At 42.2% G+C, this 25,442-nt stretch carries 22 protein-coding genes; 5 read left to right on the top strand and 17 right to left on the bottom strand.

Annotated features, from left to right (window positions below; genetic code table 11):
• Nucleotides 1-248 precede the first annotated feature (248 nt).
• Genes G5B00_RS02070 through G5B00_RS02055 form a run of 4 tightly spaced genes read right to left on the bottom strand, consistent with a single transcriptional unit; the run spans nucleotide 249 to nucleotide 2,824 of the window.
• The gene (locus G5B00_RS02070; protein ID WP_317168824.1) at nucleotides 249-518 is read right to left on the bottom strand and encodes a nuclease-related domain-containing protein; all 270 of its coding nucleotides are present in this window, start codon (nucleotides 516-518) and stop codon (nucleotides 249-251) included.
• Between the two features lie 53 nt (nucleotides 519-571).
• On the bottom strand, nucleotides 572-1,027 hold the full coding sequence (locus tag G5B00_RS02065) for a DNA cytosine methyltransferase (protein WP_205966254.1): 456 nt from the start codon (nucleotides 1,025-1,027) through the stop codon (nucleotides 572-574).
• On the bottom strand, nucleotides 1,024-2,070 hold the full coding sequence (locus G5B00_RS02060) for a nucleotidyl transferase AbiEii/AbiGii toxin family protein (RefSeq protein WP_163871572.1): 1,047 nt from the start codon (nucleotides 2,068-2,070) through the stop codon (nucleotides 1,024-1,026). Before G5B00_RS02060 ends, G5B00_RS02065 begins: the two co-directional genes overlap by 4 nt.
• Before the next feature lie 28 nt (nucleotides 2,071-2,098).
• Nucleotides 2,099-2,824 (bottom strand): DUF6577 family protein, encoded by a 726-nt coding sequence (locus G5B00_RS02055; protein WP_163871571.1) that lies wholly within the window; start codon nucleotides 2,822-2,824, stop codon nucleotides 2,099-2,101.
• A gap of 147 nt (nucleotides 2,825-2,971) precedes the next feature.
• On the opposite strand from G5B00_RS02055, the gene G5B00_RS02050 reads away from it, so the two are divergent.
• The 3 genes from G5B00_RS02050 to G5B00_RS02040 all read left to right on the top strand — a co-directional run bounded on the left by G5B00_RS02050 (nucleotide 2,972) and on the right by G5B00_RS02040 (nucleotide 6,024).
• On the top strand, nucleotides 2,972-3,163 hold the full coding sequence (locus G5B00_RS02050) for a hypothetical protein (RefSeq protein ID WP_163871570.1): 192 nt from the start codon (nucleotides 2,972-2,974) through the stop codon (nucleotides 3,161-3,163).
• 294 nt (nucleotides 3,164-3,457) lie between these two features.
• Nucleotides 3,458-4,081 (top strand): response regulator transcription factor, encoded by a 624-nt coding sequence (locus G5B00_RS02045; protein WP_163871569.1) that lies wholly within the window; start codon nucleotides 3,458-3,460, stop codon nucleotides 4,079-4,081.
• 23 nt (nucleotides 4,082-4,104) lie between these two features.
• Complete coding sequence (locus tag G5B00_RS02040) at nucleotides 4,105-6,024, top strand: sensor histidine kinase (protein WP_163871568.1); 1,920 nt, start codon at nucleotides 4,105-4,107, stop codon at nucleotides 6,022-6,024.
• 115 nt (nucleotides 6,025-6,139) lie between these two features.
• Here the strand turns inward: G5B00_RS02040 and G5B00_RS02035 are convergent, their stop codons facing one another.
• Both G5B00_RS02035 and G5B00_RS02030 read right to left on the bottom strand, forming a co-directional pair.
• Entirely contained in the window at nucleotides 6,140-6,856 is a 717-nt protein-coding gene (locus G5B00_RS02035) for a hypothetical protein (protein WP_163871567.1), read from the bottom strand.
• A 13-nt stretch (nucleotides 6,857-6,869) separates the two neighbouring features.
• The gene (locus G5B00_RS02030; RefSeq protein ID WP_163871566.1) at nucleotides 6,870-7,424 is read right to left on the bottom strand and encodes an RNA polymerase sigma factor; all 555 of its coding nucleotides are present in this window, start codon (nucleotides 7,422-7,424) and stop codon (nucleotides 6,870-6,872) included.
• Nucleotides 7,425-7,507: 83 nt separating this feature from the next.
• On the opposite strand from G5B00_RS02030, the gene G5B00_RS18255 reads away from it, so the two are divergent.
• Together G5B00_RS18255 and G5B00_RS02020 are read left to right on the top strand one after the other, a co-directional pair.
• The gene (locus G5B00_RS18255) at nucleotides 7,508-9,529 is read left to right on the top strand and encodes a PKD domain-containing protein (protein WP_163871565.1); all 2,022 of its coding nucleotides are present in this window, start codon (nucleotides 7,508-7,510) and stop codon (nucleotides 9,527-9,529) included.
• A gap of 164 nt (nucleotides 9,530-9,693) precedes the next feature.
• Nucleotides 9,694-12,240 (top strand): CHAT domain-containing protein, encoded by a 2,547-nt coding sequence (locus tag G5B00_RS02020; protein WP_163871564.1) that lies wholly within the window; start codon nucleotides 9,694-9,696, stop codon nucleotides 12,238-12,240.
• Between the two features lie 358 nt (nucleotides 12,241-12,598).
• Here the strand turns inward: G5B00_RS02020 and G5B00_RS02015 are convergent, their stop codons facing one another.
• The 11 genes from G5B00_RS02015 to ilvN form a co-directional block, all read right to left on the bottom strand.
• Nucleotides 12,599-14,356 (bottom strand): OmpA family protein, encoded by a 1,758-nt coding sequence (locus tag G5B00_RS02015; RefSeq protein ID WP_163871563.1) that lies wholly within the window; start codon nucleotides 14,354-14,356, stop codon nucleotides 12,599-12,601.
• A gap of 303 nt (nucleotides 14,357-14,659) precedes the next feature.
• The gene (gene ilvA / locus G5B00_RS02010; protein ID WP_163871562.1) at nucleotides 14,660-15,907 is read right to left on the bottom strand and encodes a threonine ammonia-lyase IlvA; all 1,248 of its coding nucleotides are present in this window, start codon (nucleotides 15,905-15,907) and stop codon (nucleotides 14,660-14,662) included.
• A 90-nt stretch (nucleotides 15,908-15,997) separates the two neighbouring features.
• Nucleotides 15,998-17,152 (bottom strand): 2-isopropylmalate synthase, encoded by a 1,155-nt coding sequence (locus G5B00_RS02005; RefSeq protein WP_163871561.1) that lies wholly within the window; start codon nucleotides 17,150-17,152, stop codon nucleotides 15,998-16,000.
• A gap of 103 nt (nucleotides 17,153-17,255) precedes the next feature.
• The gene (gene leuB / locus G5B00_RS02000) at nucleotides 17,256-18,329 is read right to left on the bottom strand and encodes a 3-isopropylmalate dehydrogenase (protein WP_163871560.1); all 1,074 of its coding nucleotides are present in this window, start codon (nucleotides 18,327-18,329) and stop codon (nucleotides 17,256-17,258) included.
• Nucleotides 18,330-18,658: 329 nt separating this feature from the next.
• Nucleotides 18,659-20,113 carry an ATP-binding cassette domain-containing protein gene (locus tag G5B00_RS01995; RefSeq protein ID WP_163871599.1) on the bottom strand — a complete coding sequence of 485 codons (1,455 nt, stop codon included), beginning with the start codon at nucleotides 20,111-20,113 and terminating at the stop codon, nucleotides 18,659-18,661.
• Nucleotides 20,114-20,149: 36 nt separating this feature from the next.
• Nucleotides 20,150-20,752 carry a 3-isopropylmalate dehydratase small subunit gene (leuD, locus tag G5B00_RS01990; RefSeq protein WP_163871559.1) on the bottom strand — a complete coding sequence of 201 codons (603 nt, stop codon included), beginning with the start codon at nucleotides 20,750-20,752 and terminating at the stop codon, nucleotides 20,150-20,152.
• Nucleotides 20,753-20,758: 6 nt separating this feature from the next.
• Nucleotides 20,759-21,232, bottom strand: a complete 474-nt coding sequence (locus tag G5B00_RS01985) for a carboxymuconolactone decarboxylase family protein (RefSeq protein WP_240894348.1) — start codon at nucleotides 21,230-21,232, stop codon at nucleotides 20,759-20,761.
• 13 nt (nucleotides 21,233-21,245) lie between these two features.
• Complete coding sequence (gene leuC, locus G5B00_RS01980; protein WP_163871558.1) at nucleotides 21,246-22,652, bottom strand: 3-isopropylmalate dehydratase large subunit; 1,407 nt, start codon at nucleotides 22,650-22,652, stop codon at nucleotides 21,246-21,248.
• Nucleotides 22,653-22,733: 81 nt separating this feature from the next.
• The gene (gene ilvC / locus G5B00_RS01975; RefSeq protein WP_163871557.1) at nucleotides 22,734-24,215 is read right to left on the bottom strand and encodes a ketol-acid reductoisomerase; all 1,482 of its coding nucleotides are present in this window, start codon (nucleotides 24,213-24,215) and stop codon (nucleotides 22,734-22,736) included.
• A gap of 65 nt (nucleotides 24,216-24,280) precedes the next feature.
• Complete coding sequence (locus G5B00_RS01970; RefSeq protein WP_163871556.1) at nucleotides 24,281-24,748, bottom strand: DinB family protein; 468 nt, start codon at nucleotides 24,746-24,748, stop codon at nucleotides 24,281-24,283.
• A 73-nt stretch (nucleotides 24,749-24,821) separates the two neighbouring features.
• Nucleotides 24,822-25,412 carry an acetolactate synthase small subunit gene (ilvN, locus tag G5B00_RS01965; protein WP_163871555.1) on the bottom strand — a complete coding sequence of 197 codons (591 nt, stop codon included), beginning with the start codon at nucleotides 25,410-25,412 and terminating at the stop codon, nucleotides 24,822-24,824.
• Nucleotides 25,413-25,442 lie beyond the last annotated feature (30 nt).

Here is a 25,442-nt window from a genome sequence, read left to right as displayed (position 1 = left end):
AATCCCACTGGGTGCATATGTTCCGGAATCACTGTCTACGAAACTGAAAACAACGGTTCTCTTTCCTTTTCTGGGTGCATATCCTCCGGAATCGTCCCGGATCTATACCCGAATCCAATAACTGGGTGCATATGCTCCGGAATATCGACGGATCGGCTCAGTATCTCTCCCTAAACAGCTCCTTTTACGCTGTTTTTGGGTGCATATATGCCGGAATGGCAGAGATATCAGCTCCTTTTGAGCCTGGATTAACAGCCGGATATTGGGTGCATATCCTCCGGATTATGCACAAAGTTTTTTCCATAATAAAATGTGTTATTCATTGTGGAAATAGGGCCTCCTTTTACCTCTAATACAATTAATCCATGCTTTGAAAGTATTACAAAATCAATTTGCGCACTTGTCTTTTTGTAATAATTGTGATTATCTGAGTGCTCTGGTAATTTTAAATCGTGCCAAACATCCCATTCAATTTCACTTTTACTCAAATCCTCCCAAAGTTTTCTGTAAACAGTAATTTCTCCGTTAAGAGGACTTCCGTCTTCTTTTACGATAATTTTTTCTAATGCATCTATTGGGTTATTTGGATGAAAGTGATTTCTTGTAAATGTTTTCTAGAATTGACTACATTTTCCATGAACCATCCTTCAAGAGTTGAATTTGCTTGATGTTTTTTTACAGCAACAATTCTTAAAAAGGTTTTTATTAAACGTAATCCTAATTTTTTATCTGCTTTTCCTGATTTGTTTGATGAAGAGAAGCTGACACAAGGAGGACTACCTAATATTACAGATGTATTAGGAATGTTTTCAATTTCTTCAATCGAGTTTTCAAAATCTAAAATATTTTTCACTTCACATTGAAGATTGAAATTATGATTAAAAGTATCGACAGCTGGCTTCCAATGGTCATAACCCTGCACGATATTAAATCCCATTTGCCTAAAACCTTCTGAAAAACCTCCTGCTCCGCAGAAGAAATCAACTGTTGTCAATGGATGATATATTTTGAAATTATTTTCTTTCATTTTTTGTAACTAATACTCTTATACCAATAGAAAAACGCTTCTGGATTGGTCTTCTTTAATTTATTTAATTTATTGTAGGTTGGATCTTCAATCAGCCAATCCTTAATCTCCAATGGATTTTTGAACCGTTCAATTTCCTGACTTCCTTTATTCAGCAATGAAGTCAGATAGGCAACTTTAGCTGATGCCGTTATGGCTTCCTCTATCGAAAAACGGTCGATAATGAAATTCGTAAAGTTCTTAATGCCCAATTGCAGGTGTTTGAATTCATCAGATTTTGTATCTCTTTCTGCTAATGTGTAACAGGCCTGCCAAGTATCTTCCAATACCTCTTTGGCATCCATATTTAACTTTCGATAGCCGATTTCCTCCTGTACCACTCTCGAATAACTTTCTTTTACTACGTTGAGGTCATTTATTTGGTCAAACAAGAAACCTATATCATATAACTGTTTAATGATTTCGACAGGACGATTTTTTGAATACAATATACCTGTGGTTTTCGGAGCGAAAGCCGTAAGCTTATCTCCCAAAATAGCCTCAAACGTTGGTAATACAACTATCGTATCTTTTCCCGATGTGGTTAACCAGCTATGATTTATTGGATATTCTTTTGTTTCAGGATATGGATTGGGCGTGTATAACAAATCCAATAATATTGGTTCTTCGTGACCATCTACCACACTTTTGTAGAATATTTTAAAATGCCCGATCGGTGCATCAGGCGTATGCTTTCGGTCGTTGTCATCTTCCCAATGGATAAACATTTCTAATTGGCTTATCTTTTCTAAAATCGCCTTGATTTTATCTTCCGGTTCTTCTGTAATGATGTCAATATCTATCGAAAATCGCTTAGGTGTTTCCGTAGCTAAAAGCAGAGCTGTTCCGCCTTTAAACACAAAATTTAGATTATTCAATTGCAATTGCTCCAAAAGTGTTAAAGCGTATATTACTTTTTCAATCAGTTTTGGGTCAATGCGTTTCCCCAACTTATTTCGTAAGTCGGTGATCCATTCAATAGTATATGACTTTGTGTCTATCATAATTTATATATCATTGGCATAAATAAATTTATTTTGCCAAACTTATATTTATCAGTTCGTCAATTTCTTCCTCTCTGTTTCTTCGGACAGCGTACCTACGCATCTTTAACTCATTTAAAGTATATTTCTCCATTACACTCTGCATAATAAATTCCTTTTCATTTTGCTGTGCTGAAAAAAGTGATGTGTCAATCAACATATCCACCAATAACTTTTCTAATGCAGGAATAATAATTTTGTCTTTTTCTATCAAAGGAGGTTCTGAAACCATATTCTTCACAATAAGGACTTCATCTTGGTTGTGAATGTAGCGGTCAAATATTTCCTCATCAGGATTAAAGAAAACGCTTTTAGTAGTGTCCGTTAAAAACGCGAATACAGATTCGGAAGCATCTTTTTCAACTTCCACGACGGTATAATGCTTAAAAGGTTGATGACGCATAAAATCATTCAACCACACGGTATCCCAAACACAAAAACTGATATAGGGAAATTCCCGCTTAACCTTATTGAATATTCTTTTTAGCGTGGTTGAAATATTGGGCTGAAAAGGCTTTTGTCCATCAAGTTCATAAATCCCTCTGGAGGGAGCATTTATAACCCCTTCTTTTTTCAGCTTGGACAGATACATATTAATGGTGTTGTCAGACCAATCAGGAAAATCCTTTTTTATTGATTCCACAAGCTTCTGCTTGGAAAGTCTTTCACTTTCCTTAAAATAGCGACCGATATGTTTTTCTAACGTTTCTGCCAAAACAGTTTTTTATGGTAAATGTAGCACTAATTTATATAAGTTCGGCATAAAAAATATATTTTATCAAAGTTATATTTTAATTAAGTTTTGTTTTTCAAGGTTTTAAGTCTGGATCTTGCTGTAAATTAACGTCTAAAATAAGATGTTATGAAAAAGGGTAAAACGCCAGAACAGAACCTTGAAGATATAAACAAGTTTTATGAACAGATGGAGAAAGAAAAAGAAGACCGTCTGATAGACCTTATTGTGGAGATAATTGCGGATGCAACGCTAAGGGAATATTATGGACAGATTGATGCCAGAGATAACCCGACATCTGGTAAAGAAAGAGATGAATAGTTCTTAAAATTCACTCCAAAAGAAAAAAACAGAAAAAAAAGAAAGCCTTTCTACCTAACGGATATAAGATAACGAAGCACTATAAGTCCCGAAAGGTCCTTAAGGAAGATGTTTTGTTGTTTAAAATACCAATAATTAGGTATTGATGTTTATTTTTGTGCCTAAATAATAGTATATGTTGTACTGTGTAATATGTTTGCATACATGTGTTTGGGATAAAATTAAAAGCTTTTGTTATGTTTGCTACTCATATCCAAATGATGTGTACCGTTACCAAGACTAGTATAAATAAATATGAATAAGCCGCGCGCCGTAGTACTGGACGATCATCAGCTATTTGCCGATTCCTTTTCCTTGTTGTTAGAAAAATACAGGTTTTTTGAATATATTCATTTATTTTATACGGCAGAAGAATTTAGTGATTTTCTGATTTCGTTGGGTAGACAGGATATTTATGTTTTTTTGGATTATTATCTTCAGGACAAAAGCGGGCTTTCCCTGTTACCTGATATCAAACGATTAAATAAAAATGCGCGTGTAGTATTTGTGACCAGTGCTACTTCGCCCGATGTCATCCAGAATATATTGCTTGCAAAACCATATGGAATTATCAGTAAATTGTGTGACCCTGCCACACTGATCGAGTGTATGCAACATCTTGACACGAAGGAGCCTTTTCTGGATACATACGTCCAAAAAATATTGGAAGATCATCGCGCCATCATCTTGAATTTTACCCCCAGAGAACTGGAATTGTTACGCTATTTTGCCAATGGGATGAGTATAGCGGAGACCGCCGATAAAGTATCTCTTAGTGTGCACACCATTATTTCCCATAGGCGTAAAATGATGAACAAAGCCAATTGCCATTCTATAGGACAGCTGGTCAAATACGCACGAGACCACGAACTTATTTAAAGATTTCGCATACGACTCTTATCATGGCAAAGGTTTATCCATTACTTCTGGCCATCCTCTATTCTCTGCTATTCGCTACAGCCAAGGGTCAATCTCCATTAACCGATTCACTGGAAGCATATTATAGACAATATGAAAAAAAGGAAATAACGGCTAAGGGTTATCTGAGACAGGCAGGGCGATTGCTCGATAAGCAATTTGCACAAGGTGTTCTCTTCGAACGGGAAGATCTCATCCGTATCCTCGAACCATACAAAAAAATCGCATGGAGTGCAGATTCGCTGAACGCCTTTCGTATCAACTATTACATCAATCTGAGCAATAATGCCAACTATGCGAATCGTGAAGGGGAAAGCGTGTATTTTTTGGAAAAGGCCGAGAAAGAAGTCAATACCCACTATGGACAACGTAGCCTGATGGTGGCCGGTAGAAAATGCAACACATATTGGGATAAGCATGCCTACCAAAAAGTGATTGATACCTATGAGGAATGTGTTGATTACCTGAATGAATTTCCTACGCTCATTAGCAATAAGGATATTAACATGAATATAGCTGCCAGCTATATCAATGTCATCAATCCTGCCATAGCCTCCTATGCTCACTTGAGGGATACAGCGAAGGTGGAATCTACGCTCAAACTCGCTGAAAACATCCACCAGGCATTGATAGCTGTGATTAAGCCGCAGCACCAAAACACGTTGACGATCAACTTTTATCAAAATCACCTTTATTTCCATAAATATTTCACCTTACTGCACAAACGGCAGGAGAGTTATGATACTTTGGAGAAAATGTCGGCTGCTCTATTCAACTCTGAACATGCATCTGATGCCATCATCGGCAACCTACTCCCGATACTCTATACGGCTAAAGCAGATTTTTTTCTGCATTATGAAATAAATGACAGTGCAGCCTATTATATAGATAAACTCAAGGGGGATGCTGTCGATTTTGGACAGCACTATTATACGATCAATCGTTTGGAAGCCAATCTATGGGCCAATAAGGGGCAATATCGAAAAGCATACGAAATAGCCATGTCAGCTGCACATCATATCGACTCTATACAAGGTGTACTCGTCAATGATATCGACCAGATGCTGTACGCACATACGGCATCCGAAGAGAGCAGAGCTCTGCTGATCGAAGCGGAGAAAAAAGAAAAAGAGCGCAATGTATGGGTTGCAGTGATTGCAGCACTGGCCCTTGTATGTTTCTTGTCTTTATATCTCTATATGCGGGCAAAGAGTTTAAAAACCCGGCAGCTTGTTTCCAGGCTGAACCAGGAAGCCAATCTGCAAGTGGCCGTACTAGAGGAGATAAGAACGACTATCCGAACTGAAGAACAACAAAAGCTTGCCCAGGATCTCCACGACAATCTGGCCGGTACACTCGCTGCTATCAAAAATAATATCACGTATATGTACGATGGATTACTCACCCCTTCCCAACAGGAAAATATCCAGATCATTTCGGCCCTCTTGGATAGGGCCTACCAACAGACGCGCACCAAAAGCCATCATATGTCCGAGGAAAGTATCATACGGCAAGAGGAGGCCTATATCGAACATCTACATAAATTGATGCGGACAGCTTTGCCATCAAACCGATATGAGACGCATATCGCAATCGACAAGGATGTATTTGCGGGGACATCTATAGACCTGCGTATCAATATGCTCCGTGTGATACAGGAAATACTGACCAATATCATTAAGCACGCCTATGCCCAAAAGGTCAATATGGCTATATACAAAGAAGTTGATTTGCTGTATATACATATAGAGAATGATGGAAGAACTTTTGATCCTGATAAAATCACTACCGCTAAAACATTTGGACTGAACTCTATACGCGAACGGCTGAAAAGTATGAAAGGGACGATGGATATGGCGTCCAAAGGTATCGGAACGGAGATAACGATCTGTGTGCCTATATAATGCTTCAGCGACACACGAAAGAGTTCGTGGGCCAGCATGGGTCAAACGAAAAAGTCCGTAGAGAGCCCTCCGCTTTGGTCTTGGTCCAACTCTACGGACAGACAGAGAGTCTCTACTACTTTAATTCCTTCAACAGCTTACTTGCTTTCTGACCTACTTTGCCTTGAGCAGGTATCTCGTTGAGTAATGCTATAGCTTTATCCTTTTGTTCCGTTTTGTGGTATGCCACTGCGAGGTAGTATTTTGCTTCATCGGCAAAAATTGATTTTCCTTCTGCTAATGGTGTGAGTTCCTGTATGCTTTGCGCCCAGTTTTCTTCACCAAAATAGGTCAAAGCGGCGTAGTACTGGTACTGTACGATTGTCGAATCGGCTGTGATGAGGATATCCAGCATGGTTCGTGCCTGTTCGTATTCTTTGTTATTGAAAGCCTTCACGGCATGTTCATAGCTTACATTCTCCTCCTGTCCACGTACGATCTCTGACTGCATGGTTGGCAGATCGTACAGTCCACTGTCACTGTTGCGGAGTAGGAATAGCGAAAAGAAGACCAGCAAACATGCTACAGCGGCGATAGGAAGATACAACTTGTACACTTTCTTGGAAGAACCTTTGGTGGACTGTGACAATATGCGGGCATTCTGCATATGGGTACGTAGTATTTTCTCGTTTGAGTTCAGCCTACTGCGGATGATGCCTTGTAGCTCCTGTTGTAGGCTGACTTCCACCTTCAGATCCTCATCCTCTGCGATCTGTTTTTCGAATTGTATTAACTCTTCACCTAGCAAGAGTCCATCGATATAATCCTGAATTTTTTCTGCCCTGTTTTCCATTACGTTGTTCGTTTTAAAAAATCCCGCTTTGTTTTACTTTCTGAATCAATGAAGCCATACACTCACTTTTCTTTTTGCGTAGGTAAGCATAAGAAATGCCCATCGACTCTGCAATCTGTTCCTGGTGCTTTTCGGCCAGGCAACGCTTAATGATTTCCTGACAGCTTTTTCCTAGTGTATCCAATAGACCCATGACTTTGTTTTCTTTGTCCACCTGGCTTAACATTTCTTCCCACTCGTGCTGTGAATGATCTTCAATATGAAATAAGTCATCGGATGCTTTTGTTACCTGTATTTTTTGATTTTTTTTCAATACATTCAGCCATTTGCGTTTGCACACCAAAGCGAGAAAAGATCCGAAGCTCGTGGTCAGTTCAAAATTACGTTCGCGGGCCATGTGATAAATGTCCACCAACGATTCTTGCAGGATATCGTACCCATCATCTTCCGTTCCACTATTTTTCTGTATGAGGGTAACAATTTGCCTTGCGTATTTATTATATATAAGCTGTATACCCTTACTATCGTTATCTTTTAGATATTGGATATAAATTTGGTCGATGTGCATCAAAAACGAAGTTTATTTGTAAATTTAACAATATTTGTATAATTCGAGTACAATACCTTATTAATATTAACAGAGCTGCTACCATGAAACCAGTTATATACTTGGCAACGATCCTAATGTATGTGCAATCTCTCTTTGCACAGCAGCCCGAATCCCTTGTGCCTGTCGATACTTTTGAAAGCAAGATATATACAGAGATACTGGGCAATCAGCTGTCATTCAAATCCGAGTTGAGGCCTTTGGTACAAGTACCGGGTGGGCGTGCTCCTTATTACACCTATCTGTGGGATTTTGGTGACGGGCATTTCAGTACGCAGGCTGAGCCTGTACACCAATATACAAAGCCTGGTGAATATAGTGTGACCTTGTATGCCGTAAATAACTATGATGATGGTGGAAAACCCAAACGACCCAGAAAGAAGGTGGAGGTTAGTTCAGCCATTGCTTCTCAAACGAGCTCTCCCAATCCGTTCGAACAAAACTTCTTTTCTTCCAATGGTATATTCCAGATTTTTAAACTCTCCGATGCCAAACCGGGAGAGGATATTGCGCTTGTAGTGGGTGTAAATACGGAGGGTAGAAAGGGTAGGATATATCTTTTGTCCAATGAAAAGGTCGCTGGTCTTGATGGTTTTAAATTTGCAAACCAGAGCTGTTATTACCAGGAAAAAATTGATACGTTGCCACAACGGGATGGGTTACAAAGTCTATGGGCTAATGTCAAGCAATCTACCTTTACCAAAACCGGTAGTCCCGATTATGGTGTCAAAGAAGTCTCGCTTTTTGCAAATGCCAATCAAGCCGTCGACTATTTCAAAAACCTTTACAGTGCGTACAACAGCCTAACAGCCTATGATGTAGACCCTTCAAACGCAGAACAACAATTTTCCCTTATCAATCTGGATGTGACCGAGGATATGCTCGTAGATACCAATGCCATTGTGACCATTACAGGTGTGTTTATTCCCGAAGACGGTATAGCCAATGTACATCAAGTGGATATTCCGGTCGTGAAATCCCATGATCCCAACAAGATGTCGGTCAAGCCGGCACGGATGAGCTATAGGTTCCAGAGCAAAAACAAAACGCTGACCTACAAGGTACAGTTTCAGAATGATGGCGAAGGAGATGCCCGCAATGTCCGCCTGGAAATGGCTCTTCCTCCGGAAGTCAACAAGGAGACCTTTCGGTTAAAGGCACTGTACCCAAAATGTGACACCTGCCAGACTGCAAATGCAATGGGTTGCTACCGGTATTATATCAAGGACGATGGTACCTTTGTGTTTCACTTCAAGGATATCGCCCTACCGGGTACGGCAGCCAAGGACATCACAGATATGGACAGTACCAAGGGTTTTATCCTTTTCGACATCGACATGGAAAAGAAGAAGTTTCGGAACAAATCGTTCAAATCGTTCACAAATATCTATTTTGACAAGAACCCACCGATCAAGACCAATACCTCTACTTCTCGTTTTAGGCAGATCATCTCGCCGATTGTAACTGTCGGGACTACAGCAACATTTGGTACACCAAAGGAGCATGAAACCAAGTATCAGTTCAAACCTGGCATACAATTGGGCTTCGGATTGGCTCCTATGGCTCCTTACAAAAGACCATTCTGGCAGGCGGAAATCTATACCAGTTATTATGCACAAAACAGCTCCGTACCTCGTAAGGATGAACAAGGAATTGTTGATGTAACAGTTTGGGAAAACGGAAGGGAAATCGAGAGAAAACAGGAGTACAGCGCCAAAGATTCAAGTGATAGTCGGAGCTTTGTCTCCGTACAGCTACCGGTGCAGGTAAGATATAATATCAATGCATGGGTATCTATCGGGGTGGGTGTGTCGCTAAGAAAGGATTTCAACACTTCAGTTAGCAATCAAGTCGATTATTATTTTACAGGTGCCCAAGGTACACCGGAAAAGGTTGCTTCTTTTGAAAACATAGATATTGTCACAAAGCACAGCAATATTAAATATAACCCATTTCTCGACATCAATATCGGGCGTGTCTACATGGGACCAGCAATAGGGTTTAGGGTGGCTTATGACAAAAACCAAAAATCCCACAGTGGTATATATGGTATCTGGCGGTTTTGACGGTATTGAGGGGCACACGAAAGGATTCGTGCGCCAGCGAGGCGGTTTTGATTTTTTATATGTATATTGTGTTGTAGGGACAAAAAATCTTTTGTCTATCAATGGGGTTTTTACCGTATCGGGCGAAGAACGTTTCGCCCCTACGATATATTCATAAAGATCATATGCGAATAAACCGGAGTGTATATGTTGTGATCGGTTGCTTTTGGGTGGTGACGCTTCTGCAATGTACATCACCTGTGCTTCCCACAGTTTCTACCAATAATGTTTCGGTAGTAATGCCTGATTCCATTTTCGAATACTTTGAGAACATTGCCGATACAGCTCCCGAAAGGTATGTCCATAACCCGGACTCTTTTTTGAATAGTCTACAACTTCATCCCCAATCTGTTGAACAGCAGGAAATGTATGTTTATGGATTGATATTCATGGCCTATGCCTTAAAAGAGTATGGTGATATATACCAGAGTGTCCGGTATTACGAGCGAGTATTAGGATTTATTCAGCAACACGATATGAAAGATCCTGCATATCTGGATTATGTCATTAAGCCACTCGCAAATAATTATATCCGGATCGATGATAACCGTAAAGCTATCAGCCTATTAGAAAAAACCATCAGCGAGATACCCAGGGATGACTATACGTCTCTTTCCGGTTTTACCGGAAATTTGGCAAATGCTTATCTTTTTAACGGTGAACCTCATAAAGCTGAAGAGCTACTGCTCCGAACCCTTGCCTATCCGATTCCTTCTCTTTCCAAAGGATTGTTATACAATACACTCTCAGACGTGTTGAAAGATGATCACGAGCGAAGTAATCGGTATAATAGACTGGCATTGGACGAGTTCAGCAAACATCGTCTTACCGGAGATACATTGGTCTGGTACACTTCCGCTTTGGGGCTGTACGCCGAACTCAATAATCATATACAACCGGCCCGGAAAGCTTTATCCGTTTTAAATCAAAATTTCCCAAACTCTCAATTCCGGACAAAAGCAAAGTTGCAACAGGTGATAGCCAACCTTCTGTATGAGAAGGGGGATATTCAGATGGCAAAAAAGGAATTTGTACAGGCCATTTCGCTGTTTACTCAAGCATTGAACGAAACATACATTCTGGACTATACCTATACCCAAGCATTGGTCGGATTGGCAAGGTGCCATAGTCGACAAGATCGTATAGACTCGGCTTTGTACTATTACCAATGGGCAATCGAAAATGACTTTAGAACCCAACAGCTCATTACGAGCAAAAGAAACCAAATCAACAATAATATCTGGAATAGGGGCATCATTGAGGAAATGACGGCGCTTTCTGAAAGACTGCTGGAACAAGGAAAACCTAAACAGGACTTGCTGGAAACCTTGTTGTGGTGTATCGAACTAAGTAAAGGAAGACTGCTGATCAATGAAATAAACCGATCGGATAACTGGGATAAAGCGAATCCAGAGCTGAAAAACGCCATACAGACGATCAGAAATCTCTATCAAAAGATCAGTCAATCTTCAGACAACGTTCAACGACAGGCGCTTCAAAAACAAATCGACCAGATGATGATTGATTTTCAATTGTCCGAACGCTATTTCGAGACCTACAATTATTCACCGGATAAGGTCATATTTTTGAAGCATCTGCATGATGAGACAAAGACTTATTACAGTTATTTTGTACATGAGGACAGTACGGTTACGGTCATTGGGCGGCTAGGCCAGCAATATGTCTACCATAAGGTAGAAGATCCAGCTTTTATAGACCGGATTGGCCGTTTCAAAGAAAGATATTTCGGTCTTTCACCTCATGCGTACAATCAGGATCCACAGCATTATCGACAGCAGTCCAGACATATCGTCCATGAATTATTGCCCAAAGTCCAGTTCGCTGAAAGCGATATATGTCTCTCGTTGGACGGTGAGCTCTATGGCTTACCCTTTGATGCTTTGTATGCAAATGACTTTTTGGTGTATACGCACAATTTTGCCTACCTCAATTCTTTTATTCTGTACGATTTATTGGACGCACCCAATGTGGACAAGACAGATATCAGTTTGCTGTACCGATCTACTTTCCCCAAGCCTTTGCCTGATCTACACTTTGTACAGGAAGAGGTTAACAATCTCAGTCGGCATTTTGGCAGCGAGCGCATCGGTCCGGAGCAGCAGCATGATACGGCCATTGTCCGGCAATTTTCCAGCGCACATGTGATCCATATTGCAGCCCATACCGTCTTGGACCACGAAGAAAACCCTATTATTTATTTACAAAATCCTATATCGACAGCGCAATTGCGTTTTTATCATATTTATTCGCCAATGGTCTTTTTGTCGGCTTGTAATACCGGTAGTGGCAAGGCACTTCCTTCAGAAGGCATGGAAAGTGTACAACGTGTTTTTCTGGGCAAAGGTGTACCCTCGGTCATTTCCACCTATTGGTTTGCTAACGATGAAACTATGCTCCGGTTGACTTCACTTTTCTATGAGGAACTTTATCGGCATAAAAAACCAGTTATGTCTCTGGCCAATGCAAAGCGGATATTCTTGTCAAAAGCCTCAGTAGAACACCAAAACCCCTGGTATTGGGCCAATATCAATTATTCGGGTATAGGGAATGAGATAGGGTTGAAAAAAAAGACAGATGATTCTGTCCTTATGTGGATTGGCGGTATTTTGTGCATACTCATTTTCATAGGGATAAAATATAGAGGTGTCTAAAAAGTCTGTCATCCTGACAATAGGAAGGATCTAAAATGGCTTTGAATATAGATTCCTCCTGTCGTCGGAATGACAAAATAACGGTAGCTAGACACCCTCGTCTGTGTAAAGCAGATCAAGGCCGTGATCTGCGGTAAAGAAATATAAAAAAACCAAGGATAAAAGCTATTAAACCAGGTTCTTCCCGGGTTTTCTCCTTTTGTGTAAGGGTGTTTATGTTGTTTTTCATAGTTGAGGTTTGTTAGTGCTGTGATTTAAAACGAAATCTTTTTCAGTTTTGCTACTCTGGTTTCAAATAAAGGACACGTGGCACGCTTACCTACCATCAGGAGTGTGCCGCGTGTGCCTTTTCATCTATTTAAAAATCCAAGACCTTTATTTCCGTGCGTCTGTTTTCTTGATGCTGTTCTTCGGAACAATCGGCTCCATTTCCGCAATTGTTCTTTAGTCTGGTCTCTCCGTATCCTTTAGAGATCAACCTGTTTCTCGATATACCATTTTTGACGAGGTAATCCACAGCTGAATCTGCACGACGTTGGGAGAGTTTCAGGTTATATCCGTCATTTCCCCTACTATCTGTATGTGAGGACAACTCGATACGCAGGGAAGGGTTCTGTTTTAAGATAGATACTACATTGTCCAATATCAATGCTGCATCGGGACGAATATCGCTCTTGTCAAAATCGTACAGGATGTTTTTCAGTTCCCAGGAACTATCTTTGACCAGCTCACATACACCTAGTTTGAGTGTCACGTACAAAGTTTGGCTGCGGTCCAATCCTTTGGTAGATACCAATTCTGTCTGCGAGTATTTTCCTTGTTGGTTGGCCACGACAGTAAATTCACTTTGAGGATCCAATTGGTAGATGAACTGACCTTTTGTGTCCGAAATCTGACTTATGTTGGTTTTATTTCCAGTATTGGTCAGCATAGTATTGATACCGCCGAGATTGCTCTGTGTGGTACAATCAAAAGTTTCTCCGACCAAAGTAAACCGAGGGTCATCGTGATAAATTTCTTTGAAAATGACCGATGAATTGCTTTTGAAATCTGCTTCGCTCAACGTCAGGATAGGTGTTTTAATACCATTTTTCTCGCCGACGATTTGATAATTTCCGGGTTTGATATCCTCTATTTTGGCTGCTTGCCCACTGGCGTCCGAAATGGATTTCTCTTCCACGCTTCCTCCACTGATGGACACAGTCACACCACTGAGCGCCAGATTGGTCTGTTTATCCTTGACGACGATCTGTAAGGCTTTGGTTTTGGCCACCGGTGCAGGGATATCCTCGTATTTGACGGGCTCTTCTTTTTTTGGAGGGACGACCGGTACTGTTTTTCCAAAGATCATTTTTACGCCTATACCTGCCTGTACGGTTTGATGCGGTGTTCGGCTAGAGACTTGTAGCTCTTCGTAATGATCCAGAAAGCTCAGGACGGAGGTCGTGGCATCTACGGGTTGAATCTCTACACTATTTTTGACCGTAAATTGGCTAGCTTTGCTGCCGAATTTGGTGCCAAATGTCTGCACATAGTCTGCATGTGCAAATACCGCAATTTTGGGACTGATCACGTAGTTGAACCGTAGTCCGCCCAACCCGGCCCAGCTATTCGCTCTGTTGTCTGGGCCATTTTCTGTCCATTTGGGATCATACAGTGTCGCATTCCCAAGAGCATCGGTGTAGGTCATGGTGCGTACATATTCGGGAAAATACTGCATCATGATACCTCCACGCACATATGCTTCCAATTGGAATTTGTTTTTGCTAAATTTATAGGTCGGCCCTAAGGTAAACAGGAAATCTTGAAAACGGGTTTTGTTGCGGTAGTCAGTCCCGAAATGGCCATTTTCAAATTTGAAGCTATCCTGCTTGTTTATTTCGTTGTAGATATAGCGGGCGTCCACACCTATACCAAACTTGTTGCCGGAAAAATATTTATCGACAAACAAACCTGTGTAATAGCCTATTTTGGTTTCGCCGACTTTTTTGTAACTGTCCATGGGTACACTGCTTCCTCCCTGTACACCGATTTGAAGGTCTCCTTTGCTACTTTCCTGTGCAAAGGTTAAAAAGGAACAGCTCAATAACATGAGGGTAAGTAGAAGTTTTTTCATAACATTTTATTTTTAATCTGTATAGTCTTAATGGCAGATGCATGTTCCTGATGCGTCTACATACAGATCAAAAATTTGTTAGGAATGTTACCTGTGTTTTTGGGAAAAAGTTAGGGTATTCTTGTTGGTGCACAAATCCTTTCGTGTACCTCTTAACAGGCACACGAAAGGATTACCTGCGGTGAGCTCGCTTTGCTCGGTTCGTGCCAGCGTGGGTCATTTATAAAAAATGCCTATGCAATTTGTTGAAAAGGCATAGGCATTTTTTTTAAGATTACGCACTCTTTCACGGATTGCCTTGTATTATACCAAATACTCAAACAAAGTCTGATCTTTGTTGATTTCGATGAAATCGAACTTGTAGGCTTTCAACCGTTCGATGAAAGTGATATAGTCTTTTGGGTCATTCAGCTCGATACCGATCAATGCTGGACCACGTTCGCGTTCGGTTTTCTTGATGTACTCAAATCGTGTAATATCGTCTTTAGGGCCAAGTACTTCTGTTACCAATAGGCGTAAGGCTCCGGGACGTTGTGGAAAACGCACGATAAAATAATGCTTGAATCCCTCGTACAGCAGAGACATTTCCTTGATCTCGCTCATACGGTCGATGTCGTTGTTGCCTCCGGATATGATGCAGACGACTTTTTTACCTTTGATCTCTTCTTTGTGGAACTCCAGAGCGGCTACGGACAGCGCTCCTGCAGGTTCGACGACAATGGCGTCCTTGTTGTACAACTCAAGGATAGTCGTACAGATTTTGCCTTCGGGTACCAATTTTACGCTATCCAACAGTTGGCTGCTGATGGAATAGGTCAATGAACCTATTTTTTTTACGGCAGCTCCGTCTACGAATTTGTTGATCTGTTCCAGTTCAATAGGCCCTCCATTGTCCAAAGCGGCCCGCATGGAAGGGGCTCCTTCGGGTTCTACGCCATACAATTTGGTGTCTGGCGAAAACTTTTTCATGTGGTAGCTGAGTCCGGAAGAGAGCCCGCCACCACCGATAGGTATGAGGACTACCTCCACATCGGGAAGATCTTCCAATATTTCGACAGCTACGGTTCCCTGGCCTTCAATGACTTTGAGGTCATCAAAAGGAGGGATAAAAGCCATGCTGTTTTGGTCGGCGTATTCCATTGCTGCTTTTTGGCAATCGTCAAAAGTATCACCCGTCAGGACGATTTCGATACTGCCATTGCCCCACATTTCGGTTTGCGTGATTTTTTGGCGAGGGGTGGGGCCGGGCATGAAGATCACTCCTTTGATATCAAGCTTCTTGCAGGACAGTGCTACGCCCTGTGCATGGTTGCCTGCACTGGCACAGACTACGCCCTTGGCTCGTTCTTCTTCGGAAAGACTGCTGATCTTGTTGAATGCTCCACGGAGCTTGTACGAGCGTACGACTTGAAGATCCTCCCGCTTCAAATAGATTTCGGCACCATATCTCTCAGAAAGGTGCAGGTTATATTGAAGAGGTGTACGGGTGACGACTCCTTTTATCCTTTCGTTGGCTTGTAGGGAATCTATGTTTAGGGTTGATAAGTCCATTTTTAGAATATTTAGATTAAAGAATAAGGAGCAAAGACCGTTTTTTCTTTTTGTCCTTACTCCTTTATCCTTATTGTCTTTGTTCTATTTCTATTTCACCAACGACAAAAGGTCATCGTCGGTAATTTCTTTTTTCACGTCCGCTAGTACTAAGAAGCGTTGGTAGGTTTCCGCCAATGTATCTTTGTCCAAATGGTGACCAAGGCGCTCTAAATGGTGCTTTAAGGCGTGGCGACCTGAACGGGCTGTCAAGATGATGTCGGCTTCTTCCAGACCTACATCTTCCGGACGGATGATCTCGTACGTCTCACGGTGTTTGAGGAAGCCATCTTGGTGTATGCCCGAACTGTGCGCAAAGGCATTGCGGCCGACGATGGCCTTGTTGGGTTGTACCGGCATGTTCATCATTTCGCTGACCTTGCGTGAGATATAGGTGAACATTTTGCTGTTGATGTTGGATGATAGGTTGCCGAACTCTTTGTTGTGGACTTTGAGTATCATGGCTACTTCTTCCAAAGAAGTGTTTCCGGCACGTTCGCCTATACCGTTGATGGTACATTCAATCTGGCGGGCACCGTTCAATACAGCTGAGATAGAATTGGCTGTGGCCAACCCCAAATCATTGTGACAATGGGCTGAAATAATTGCCTCGTCAATGTTTTTTACGTGTTCTTTCAAATATTTGATCTTCGAACCATACTGGTGTGGTAAACAATAGCCATTGGTATCGGGGATATTGACTACCGTTGCTCCGGCAGCGATTACGGCTTCGATCATGCTGGCCAAGAACTCCAGATCCGCCCGTCCTGCATCTTCGGCATAGAATTCTACGTCTTCGACATAGCTCTTCGCATGTTTTACGGCGGATACAGCTCTTTCGAGAATTTCTTCACGTGTGCTGTTGAACTTGTACTGTATATGTACATCCGATGAGCCTATTCCGGTATGTATACGGGGCCTTTTGGCGTATTTCAGTGCTTCGGCGGCTACATCTATATCATTTTTATTAGCACGTGTCAAGGCACAGATAATGACATCGTTGACCGCTTTGGAAAGCTCCACCACGGATTGGAAATCGCCGGGACTGGACACGGGAAACCCAGCTTCGATAATATCTACGCCGAGTTTTTCCAAATCTCTTGCAATATCGATTTTCTCAGGAGTAGTCAATTGACAACCCGGTACCTGCTCACCATCACGCAAGGTGGTGTCAAAAATGTATAAGTGATTAGGATCGTGTAGCATAGTTTTAAAATTAAAAATTAAATATAATGAGATAATTCAATGATTTGGAAATTTGGAAATGCCTTTATGTTATTCATGTCCAAATTACCTCATTTTCAAATCTTCAAATTAAAAAATCAAGCACTTTAGCCCCCATTTCGTTTGTTCCCAATATTTTGTCTGAGGCCGTTGCCGCATTGGCAATATCGCCTGTGCGCCAACCGGCTTTGAGTGTAGTAGCTACGGCATTGGTTACGGTCTTAGCTTCTTCTTGCAGGCCGAAAGCGATGTCCAACATCAGGGCTGCCGATAGAATGGAAGCTAGTGGATTGGCTTTGTTTTGACCAGCAATATCATGTGCTGAGCCATGGATAGGTTCAAAGAAGCCTGTACCGTCTCCGATAGAGGCTGAAGCCAACATGCCCATAGACCCCGCAATTTGCGAAGCCTCATCCGTCAATATATCGCCAAATAGATTTGCGGTAAGTACGACATCAAATTTCTTTGGATTTTTGACTAATTGCATAGCTGCATTGTCGATAAACATGTGTTCGGTCTCTACGTCCGGGTATTCTTTGGCAATTTCCTGTACAACTTCTCTCCATAGGCGGGAGGTTTCCAATACATTGGCCTTATCTACCGAACATAATTTCTTGCTACGTGTACGAGCTGCATCATACGCTTTACGGGCGATGCGTTCGACTTCGTAACGGTGGTAATTCATCAGATCCGAAGCAAAGGTATTGTCATCGTTGCGCTTTTTTTCTCCAAAATAAACATCACCTGTCAGTTCGCGGAAAAATAAAATATCTGTTCCACGAAGCACTTCGGGCTTAAGGCTTGAGGCATCCAATAGTTCATCAAACAGGAGGATAGGACGTAGATTGGCATACAACCCCAGTTCTTTACGTATTTTTAATAAGCCTTGTTCGGGACGCACTTTGGCCGAAGGGTCGTTGTCGTACTTGGCATGACCAATGGCACCAAACAGGATGGCATCGGATGCCTTTGCTTTTTCCAATGTCTCGTCCGGTAGTGGGTTGCCTATAGCTTCAATGGCTGTATGCCCCATGATCGCTTCATCAAATGTGAAGTCATGGCCATATCTGCTGGCTACAGCTTCCAGTACTTGTTTACCCCAAGTCGTTACTTCTTGTCCGATTCCATCTCCCGGAATAATAAGGATATTTTTTTTCATTTTTTATAAAAAGTTGTCAGTTGTCAGTAATCAGTTGTTAGTACTACTTACTTATCACTATTTCCAAATAGTCTTTTATCTTTTTAGTCAGGTCATTGTGAGGGCGAAGCAATCTTTTGTATATTATAAGTTTGCTTTGCAGCTGTCTTTGTGCCTCCTCGCAATGACGAATTTTCAAATCCTCACATTTATAATTACCTTACCTTTTTCCAATACAATTTTATGTTCATCGAAGACAAACCGTTTTTTGTCATGTCGAGGATACGAGACATCTATACATTCAGGATAGATTCCTCCTATCGTCGGAATGACAAAACATGAGACCATCTTCAAATTCCCACATTCGTCATCACCTCACCTTTTTCCAATACAATCCTGTGTTCGATGCAAGAGGGCAACTGACTTTCGTAATGCCCGACATATATTAACGTCTTGCCGTGCTGTGCCAACTCATCTACCACATCATTGAAATATTTTGTCTGCTCACTGTCCAGCCCCTGGCACGGTTCGTCCAATACCAATAGGGGAGGATTTTTGATAATGGTCCTTGCTAACATAGCAAGTCTTTGTTTGCCCAAAGGTAATGTGTGCAGTAATTCGTCTTTATGTTTTATTAAATCGAAAAATTCTAATAATTCTATTATTTGTTTTTTCTCCTGAAACTTTACATCGATAAACCACCCGATACTGTCGTAAAAACCCGATGCGATCGTATGCCATACGGTTGCATTTTGATCGAAATACCAATGCATTTCGGGAGAAATCATCCCAATCTTGGCCTTGATATCCCAAATGCTCTCCCCAGAGCCTCTCTTGTTGCCAAACAACGTAATATCGTGTCCATAAGCTTGTGGGTGGTCACCGTTGATCAGGCTCAATAGGGTAGACTTACCAGACCCGTTGGGCCCTTGCAACAACCATTTTTCGCCGACCTTGATTTCCCAAGAGATATTTTTCAGCACCTCTTTATCTCCATAACGGATATGGATATTATTTAATTGTGCTATGATGTCATAATCCGTCTGTGGTACTTCTTTCAAGAATTCGGGAAGTTTCTTTTTTTGACGTTTGTTATCCTTTGGAAAGTCTAAAGCACCATGCACGTTTATTAATCGGCTGTCTTCTGCAATATAGGCAAATCTGTTGATAGTCGAAGGCAGTTTTTGGTCGTTGGTGATCAGGATAAGTTGAACGCCTTCCTTTGCCAACTCGTCCAGCCAGTCGTTCAACACTACTCTTGACCGGGCATCCAGACCGGTATAAGGTTCATCAATAATGAGGAGCTGGGGTTTTAGCCAGAGACCTTTGACCAATTGGAGTTTTTTATGTTCGCCACTGGATAGCTCGATCAACTGCGACTGCTGTACATTTTCGAAACCGATCTCGACGACCTTGTCCGCAATATCGGCAAAGTCCAGGTTTTCTTGTTCGGCAAAATGTTCCAGTTCAGCTTTGACGGTCAGCGTATCTTGTCCTTGATGACGGTTGTAGCGTTGCTGATAGTAGAAGTTGCGATCTCCTTCCAGATTGGTAAATTGATACCAATTGCTGATGTAGTGCACTTTTGGGGACAAAGGAAGCGTAGGGTCAAAATGAATGCTCACGCGGCCATCACTAGGTATTAATCCTGCAATGGCTTTTGCCAAGGTTGTTTTTCCCGTACCGCTTTTGCCTCCCAAGACATAGTTTTCCCCTTTGTTGATTGTCCATGAAAGATCGTTCAATACCATCTTAGGTGGGTATTGAATGGTCAGTTGGTCGATATGCACAAAAGGTTCTGTCATTTGTATCATGTTGTAGAGACGCAATGCATTGCGTCTCTACCTGTAAAACGAAAAAGGTCTTGTTCTTTCAAATTCTTCGATCTCTGCTTTGTGGCTGAGGATAAAATCGATATCGTCGTAGCCATTGATCAAGCAGGATTTTTTGTATGCGTTGATCTCAAATTCGAAGTTATCTCCAGTGTCGTTGATCGTTACTGTTTGTGCTTCCAAATCGACCGTGAGCCCTGCATTTGGATTGGCAAAAACTGTTTCGAATATTTTTTCTAAAAAAGCATCTGGCACCGTGATAGGCAGTACGCCATTGTTCAGGGCGTTGCCTTTGAAGATGTCCGCAAAGAAAGAGCTGATCACAACATCAAAGCCGTAGTCTTGTATCGCCCAAGCAGCGTGTTCACGTGATGAACCGCAACCGAAATTCTTTCCGGCCACAAGTATCTTACCTGAATAGGTCGGATCGTTCATGACGAAATCGGCTTTCGGCTGATTGTCGCTATCAAAACGCCAGTCGCGGAACAGGTTGTCGCCAAATCCTTCGCGTGTCGTTGCCTTGAGGAAACGAGCAGGGATAATCTGGTCGGTATCGATATTTTCAATAGGTAGGGGTACTACCCTTGATGTTAATTTTTCAAATTTTTTCATTTTTCATTAAATTTCTGGTAACCTTCCGGTTGTTATTCCAACTCTGTTCCAGGCATTCATCGCGATGATAGCCATCATCACTTCCGTGAAATATTGTTGGCCCAAAACTTCCAGAGCTTGGTCGTATACATCGTCCGGTACACCTTGTTGATGAATGAGCGTGATGCAATCACATAAAGCCAATATTGCCCGTTCTTCTTTGGAAAAACAAGAAACTTCATGCCATACGGACAACAAATGGATACGCCTATGGTCTTCACCATATTGGATGGCATCCTGGATATGCTTGTCGATGCAGTACGAACAACCGTTGATCTGTGACACTCTGATTTTGATTAATTCAGCGTGTATTTTGGAAAGTGAAGTTTGCGCAAGGTACTCCTCAAAACGAAGCATCGTCTGAAAAGCCTTTTTGTCCACATCTCCCAAAAGTTTGCGATTGTACGGCTTAAATTCCAATTTGTTTTGTTTCTTCATCATTTAATTACAAGAATCATGATTCTGACAACAGCTCTCTCACATCCACAACCTTGCCGGTAATGGCCGCGGCTGCGGCAGTCAACGGACTGACCAGCATGGTGCGAGCATTTGGGCCTTGACGGCCTTCGAAGTTACGATTAGACGTAGATACACAGTATTTTCCCGCAGGGATTTTGTCTTCGTTCATACCCAGACAAGCCGAGCAACCCGGCTCACGCAACATAAAACCTGCTTCTTCGAAAATCTTGTCTATACCTTCTTTTTTTGCCTGTGCTTCAACCTGCTTTGATCCCGGTACAATCCATACTTCCACGTTTTCGGCTTTCTGTTTGCCCTGTACGAATGCGGCTACCTGACGAAGGTCTTCGATACGGGAATTGGTACAGCTTCCGATGAAAACATAATCTACAGGCTTGTCCAGCACTTTTTCACCATCATGGAAACCCATATAATCCAATGCCTTTTTGTAGGACGGTTGTTCGCTTTCCGGCTGCGAAGCTGTCGTAGGAATATGTTCAGTCACCCCTATACCCATACCCGGATTTGTACCGTAGGTAATCATTGGTTGGATATCGGCTGCGTCAAATACCAATACTTCGTCAAATTGTGCATCTTCGTCTGAATAGAGTGTTTGCCAGTATGTCAGTGCTTCATCCCATTTCTCGCCTTGGGGAGCAAATTCGCGACCGTAGATATAATCAAAGGTGGTCTGGTCAGGGGCGATCAATCCACCGCGAGCACCCATCTCGATGCTCATGTTGCAAACGGTCATGCGGCCTTCCATGCTTAATGAGCGGATCGCTGAACCTGCAAATTCTACAAAATAGCCCGTGCCACCGGCGGCGGTTATTTTTGAGATAACATATAAGATAATATCCTTTGCACCTACACCTTTGCCCAACTCGCCATTGACTTCGATTTTCATCGTTTTGGGTTTTTGCTGCAAGAGGCATTGTGTCGCAAACACTTGCTCTACCTGTGAAGTACCGATACCAAAGGCTATCGCTCCGAATGCACCATGTGTAGAAGTGTGGCTATCGCCACATACCATCGTTTTGCCCGGTAGGGTGATACCCAATTCAGGTCCGATCACGTGTACAATCCCTTGATATGGGTGGCCCAAGCCGTAAAGTTCGATGCCAAATTCTTTGGTATTCTTGGTTAACATATCCACCTGATAGCGCGAAAGCTCTTCCTGGATGGGTAGATGTTGATTTAATGTAGGCACGTTGTGGTCTGCCGTAGCTACAGTTTGCTGTGGACGAAAAACAGAAAGACCTCTTTTTCGAAGACCATCAAATGCCTGTGGCGAAGTCACTTCATGAATCAGGTGTGTATCGATATATAGAATATCCGGAAATCCTTCCTGACTCTTGACAACGTGTGCATCCCAAATTTTTTCTACTAATGTTTTTCCCATTTTCTCTCTTCTTTTTTAGTGGTCAGTCGTCAGTGGACAGTAATCAGTACTGACCAACTGAACACTGTCCACTGATAACTATTACACTGTCTTAATCGCTTTCATAGCGGTCATCGCTTTACGTAAGCGTGTGCCTACGATCTCAACAGGGTGGTTGCGTAAAATCTCATTGACTTGTACCAACTTAATGTTGTCTACCGCACTGTCTTTGCCTTCGTTGAAGTTTTTGCCGACTACATCTGTATCGATTTTTTTCATGAAGTCTGCCAACAAAGGCTTACAGGCTTGATCGAACAAATAACAGCCGTATTCTGCTGTGTCTGAAATAACACGGTTCATTTCGAATAGTTTTTTACGAGCGATTGTGTTGGCGATCAACGGTGTTTCGTGCAGTGATTCGTAGTAAGCGGATTCGGGTTTGATACCTGCTTCTACCATAACCTCGAAGGCCAATTCTACACCGGCACGTACAAAGGCTACCATCAGTAAGTAATTGTCGAAATATTCTTGCTCACCGATCTTTACATCACCTGCGGTAGATTTTTCGAAAGCGGTCTCCCCCGTTTCGGCTCTCCATTTCAATAAGTTGGCATCTCCGTTGGCCCAGTCAATCATCATGGTACGGCTAAATTCGCCGGACATGATGTCGTCCTGGTGTTTTTGGAACAAGGGACGCATGATGTCTTTCAGTTCCTCGGACAGCTCGAAAGCCTTGATCTTGGCAGGGTTGCTCAGGCGATCCATCATACCGCTCACACCACCGTGTTTTAAGGCCTCTGTAATGACTTCAACACCGTATTGAACCAGTTTTGAGGCATAACCTGCATCAATACCTTTTTCGATCATCTTGTCAAAAGACAGGATAGAGCCAGTCTGCAACAGGCCACAAAGGATTGTTTGCTCACCCATCAAATCGGATTTTACCTCAGCAACAAAAGATGATTTCAATACACCTGCACGGTGACCACCTATGCCTACACAATAGGCTTTTGCTTCGGCCCAACCTTTACCTTGAGGGTCATTCTCCGGGTGTACGGCGATCAAAGTCGGTACACCAAAACCTCTCAAATATTCTGCACGTACCTCTGATCCCGGAGATTTAGGTGCAACCATGATGACGGTCAAATCCTTACGGATCTGCATGCCTTCTTCTACGATGTTGAATCCGTGGGAATATGACAATGTAGCGCCTTGTTTCATCAAAGGCATGACGGCATTGACCACCGCTGTATGCTGCTTGTCGGGAGTAAGGTTGATGACCAAGTCTGCACTAGGAATCAACTCTTCGTAAGTTCCTACCGTGAAGTTGTTGTCAGTTGCATTCTTCCAGGATGCTCTTTTTTCTTCAATAGCTTCTTTACGTAAAGCGTAAGATACGTCCAGTCCGCTGTCTCTCAAGTTGAGACCTTGGTTAAGGCCTTGTGCACCTGCCCCTACGATTACGATTTTTTTACCTTTCAAAGCATTTACGCCATCAGCAAACTCTGATGAATCCATAAATTCTGCTTGTCCTAATTGGATTAGTTGCTCTCTGAGCGGTAATGTGTTGAAATAATTTGCCATTGTATGTTTTTGTTTTTTTATGTTGATTACGTTGTTTTAATGTAGAGACGCAAAATTTTGCGTCTCTACGGTGTTAATATTATCCTTCTTTGTGCCAACGCATAGCCGAAATGCAGATTGTCATGGCCTGCCGAGGTGATGACGACATCCTCGATGGTCGGCATCACTTCGTTGTAGGTGCTGGTCTCAAAAGGTGTGATTTCCTTGAAGATTCCTGCCTGGTAATCCTTTTCGATCTGTTCAATTGTTTGGATAGCCAATGCTTTCAGGTCTTCAACTTCCTCTTGTGACACGGTGTACGTGGGTTTTGTCCCCTTGGTGTAAGCAGGCCCGTACTTGATCGTATAGTCGGGTCTCACCCCTGTACGCAGGTAGCACAATCCTTGTGTGGCAACGACGATATGACCAAAATTCCAGATGATATTGTTGTTGAATCCATCGGGAATGTGGTTTAATTGCTCCAAACTAAGTCCATCGACAAGCTCAATAAAGGCTTTGCGTGCTTGGATGATGTATTTGAATGTTTCTTTCATGTTTAGTTGTCAGTAGTCAGTGATCAGTTGTCAGTAACTTTAAACTTTGAACCTTAAACTTTTAAACCCTTACTTACATCGTAAACACCTTATCCTGTTGGTCCAAGAACTCATTTTCTATCACTTCCGGAGAGGGCTCCTCTTTTTCGAACTGCTTTAATTTGCTGTGAAAGCCGGCGCTGTCTTTGATGATGGCGATACGTGCTCCACGGACAAATTCGATCAGGCTATATTTACCGAGCTCTTCTGTCAAGCGGTCTATTTCTTCGCGATGCCCTGCTGTCTCGAAGACAATATAGTCATTACGGATGACGACCACATTGGCTCCGTATTGGCGTAGCAACCGTTCGACATAGGCTTTTTCAGCAATCACGTCCGCAGGTACTTTGTACAGTGCCTGCTCCTGCCAGATCAGTTCATCGTTGGTATTGTAGTAAGCTTTCAACACTTCCACTTGTTTTTCGATCTGACGGCAAAGTTTGCGTGCCACTTCTTCCGATTCGGTAATCAGAATCGTAAAACGGTGGATACCTTCGACTTCTGAAGGGGAGGTGTTCAAGCTTTCGATATTGATCTTTCTTCTGGAGAAGATGCCCGAGATACGTCCTATCATACCGATAGAATTCTCTGTGTATATGGTGATGGTGTATTCTTGTTTTTCCATTGTTTTACGCTATAAGTTCTAGGCCTTAGG

This window comes from Parapedobacter sp. SGR-10, from assembly GCF_011030405.1.
GTDB lineage: Bacteria > Bacteroidota > Bacteroidia > Sphingobacteriales > Sphingobacteriaceae > Sphingobacterium.
This window is presented reverse-complemented; position numbering and strand designations above follow the sequence as displayed.

What these genes read in the sequence shown, in the direction of transcription:
- G5B00_RS02045 (WP_163871569.1), top strand. Translation starts at nt 3,458, where the DNA reads ATGAATAAGCCGCGCGCCGTAGTACTGGACGATCATCAGCTATTTGCC.
- G5B00_RS01985 (WP_240894348.1), bottom strand. Translation starts at nt 21,232, where the DNA reads ATGATGAAGAAACAAAACAAATTGGAATTTAAGCCGTACAATCGCAAA.
- G5B00_RS02035 (WP_163871567.1), bottom strand. Translation starts at nt 6,856, where the DNA reads ATGGAAAACAGGGCAGAAAAAATTCAGGATTATATCGATGGACTCTTG.
- G5B00_RS01970 (WP_163871556.1), bottom strand. Translation starts at nt 24,748, where the DNA reads ATGAAAGAAACATTCAAATACATCATCCAAGCACGCAAAGCCTTTATT.
- G5B00_RS02065 (WP_205966254.1), bottom strand. Translation starts at nt 1,027, where the DNA reads ATGAAAGAAAATAATTTCAAAATATATCATCCATTGACAACAGTTGAT.
- G5B00_RS02020 (WP_163871564.1), top strand. Translation starts at nt 9,694, where the DNA reads ATGCGAATAAACCGGAGTGTATATGTTGTGATCGGTTGCTTTTGGGTG.
- leuC (WP_163871558.1), bottom strand. Translation starts at nt 22,652, where the DNA reads ATGGGAAAAACATTAGTAGAAAAAATTTGGGATGCACACGTTGTCAAG.
- G5B00_RS01995 (WP_163871599.1), bottom strand. Translation starts at nt 20,113, where the DNA reads ATGACAGAACCTTTTGTGCATATCGACCAACTGACCATTCAATACCCA.
- ilvC (WP_163871557.1), bottom strand. Translation starts at nt 24,215, where the DNA reads ATGGCAAATTATTTCAACACATTACCGCTCAGAGAGCAACTAATCCAA.
- ilvA (WP_163871562.1), bottom strand. Translation starts at nt 15,907, where the DNA reads ATGGACTTATCAACCCTAAACATAGATTCCCTACAAGCCAACGAAAGG.
- G5B00_RS18255 (WP_163871565.1), top strand. Translation starts at nt 7,508, where the DNA reads ATGAAACCAGTTATATACTTGGCAACGATCCTAATGTATGTGCAATCT.
- leuB (WP_163871560.1), bottom strand. Translation starts at nt 18,329, where the DNA reads ATGAAAAAAAATATCCTTATTATTCCGGGAGATGGAATCGGACAAGAA.
- G5B00_RS02030 (WP_163871566.1), bottom strand. Translation starts at nt 7,424, where the DNA reads ATGCACATCGACCAAATTTATATCCAATATCTAAAAGATAACGATAGT.
- G5B00_RS02060 (WP_163871572.1), bottom strand. Translation starts at nt 2,070, where the DNA reads ATGATAGACACAAAGTCATATACTATTGAATGGATCACCGACTTACGA.
- G5B00_RS02040 (WP_163871568.1), top strand. Translation starts at nt 4,105, where the DNA reads ATGGCAAAGGTTTATCCATTACTTCTGGCCATCCTCTATTCTCTGCTA.
- ilvN (WP_163871555.1), bottom strand. Translation starts at nt 25,412, where the DNA reads ATGGAAAAACAAGAATACACCATCACCATATACACAGAGAATTCTATC.
- leuD (WP_163871559.1), bottom strand. Translation starts at nt 20,752, where the DNA reads ATGAAAAAATTTGAAAAATTAACATCAAGGGTAGTACCCCTACCTATT.
- G5B00_RS02050 (WP_163871570.1), top strand. Translation starts at nt 2,972, where the DNA reads ATGAAAAAGGGTAAAACGCCAGAACAGAACCTTGAAGATATAAACAAG.
- G5B00_RS02005 (WP_163871561.1), bottom strand. Translation starts at nt 17,152, where the DNA reads ATGCTACACGATCCTAATCACTTATACATTTTTGACACCACCTTGCGT.
- G5B00_RS02015 (WP_163871563.1), bottom strand. Translation starts at nt 14,356, where the DNA reads ATGAAAAAACTTCTACTTACCCTCATGTTATTGAGCTGTTCCTTTTTA.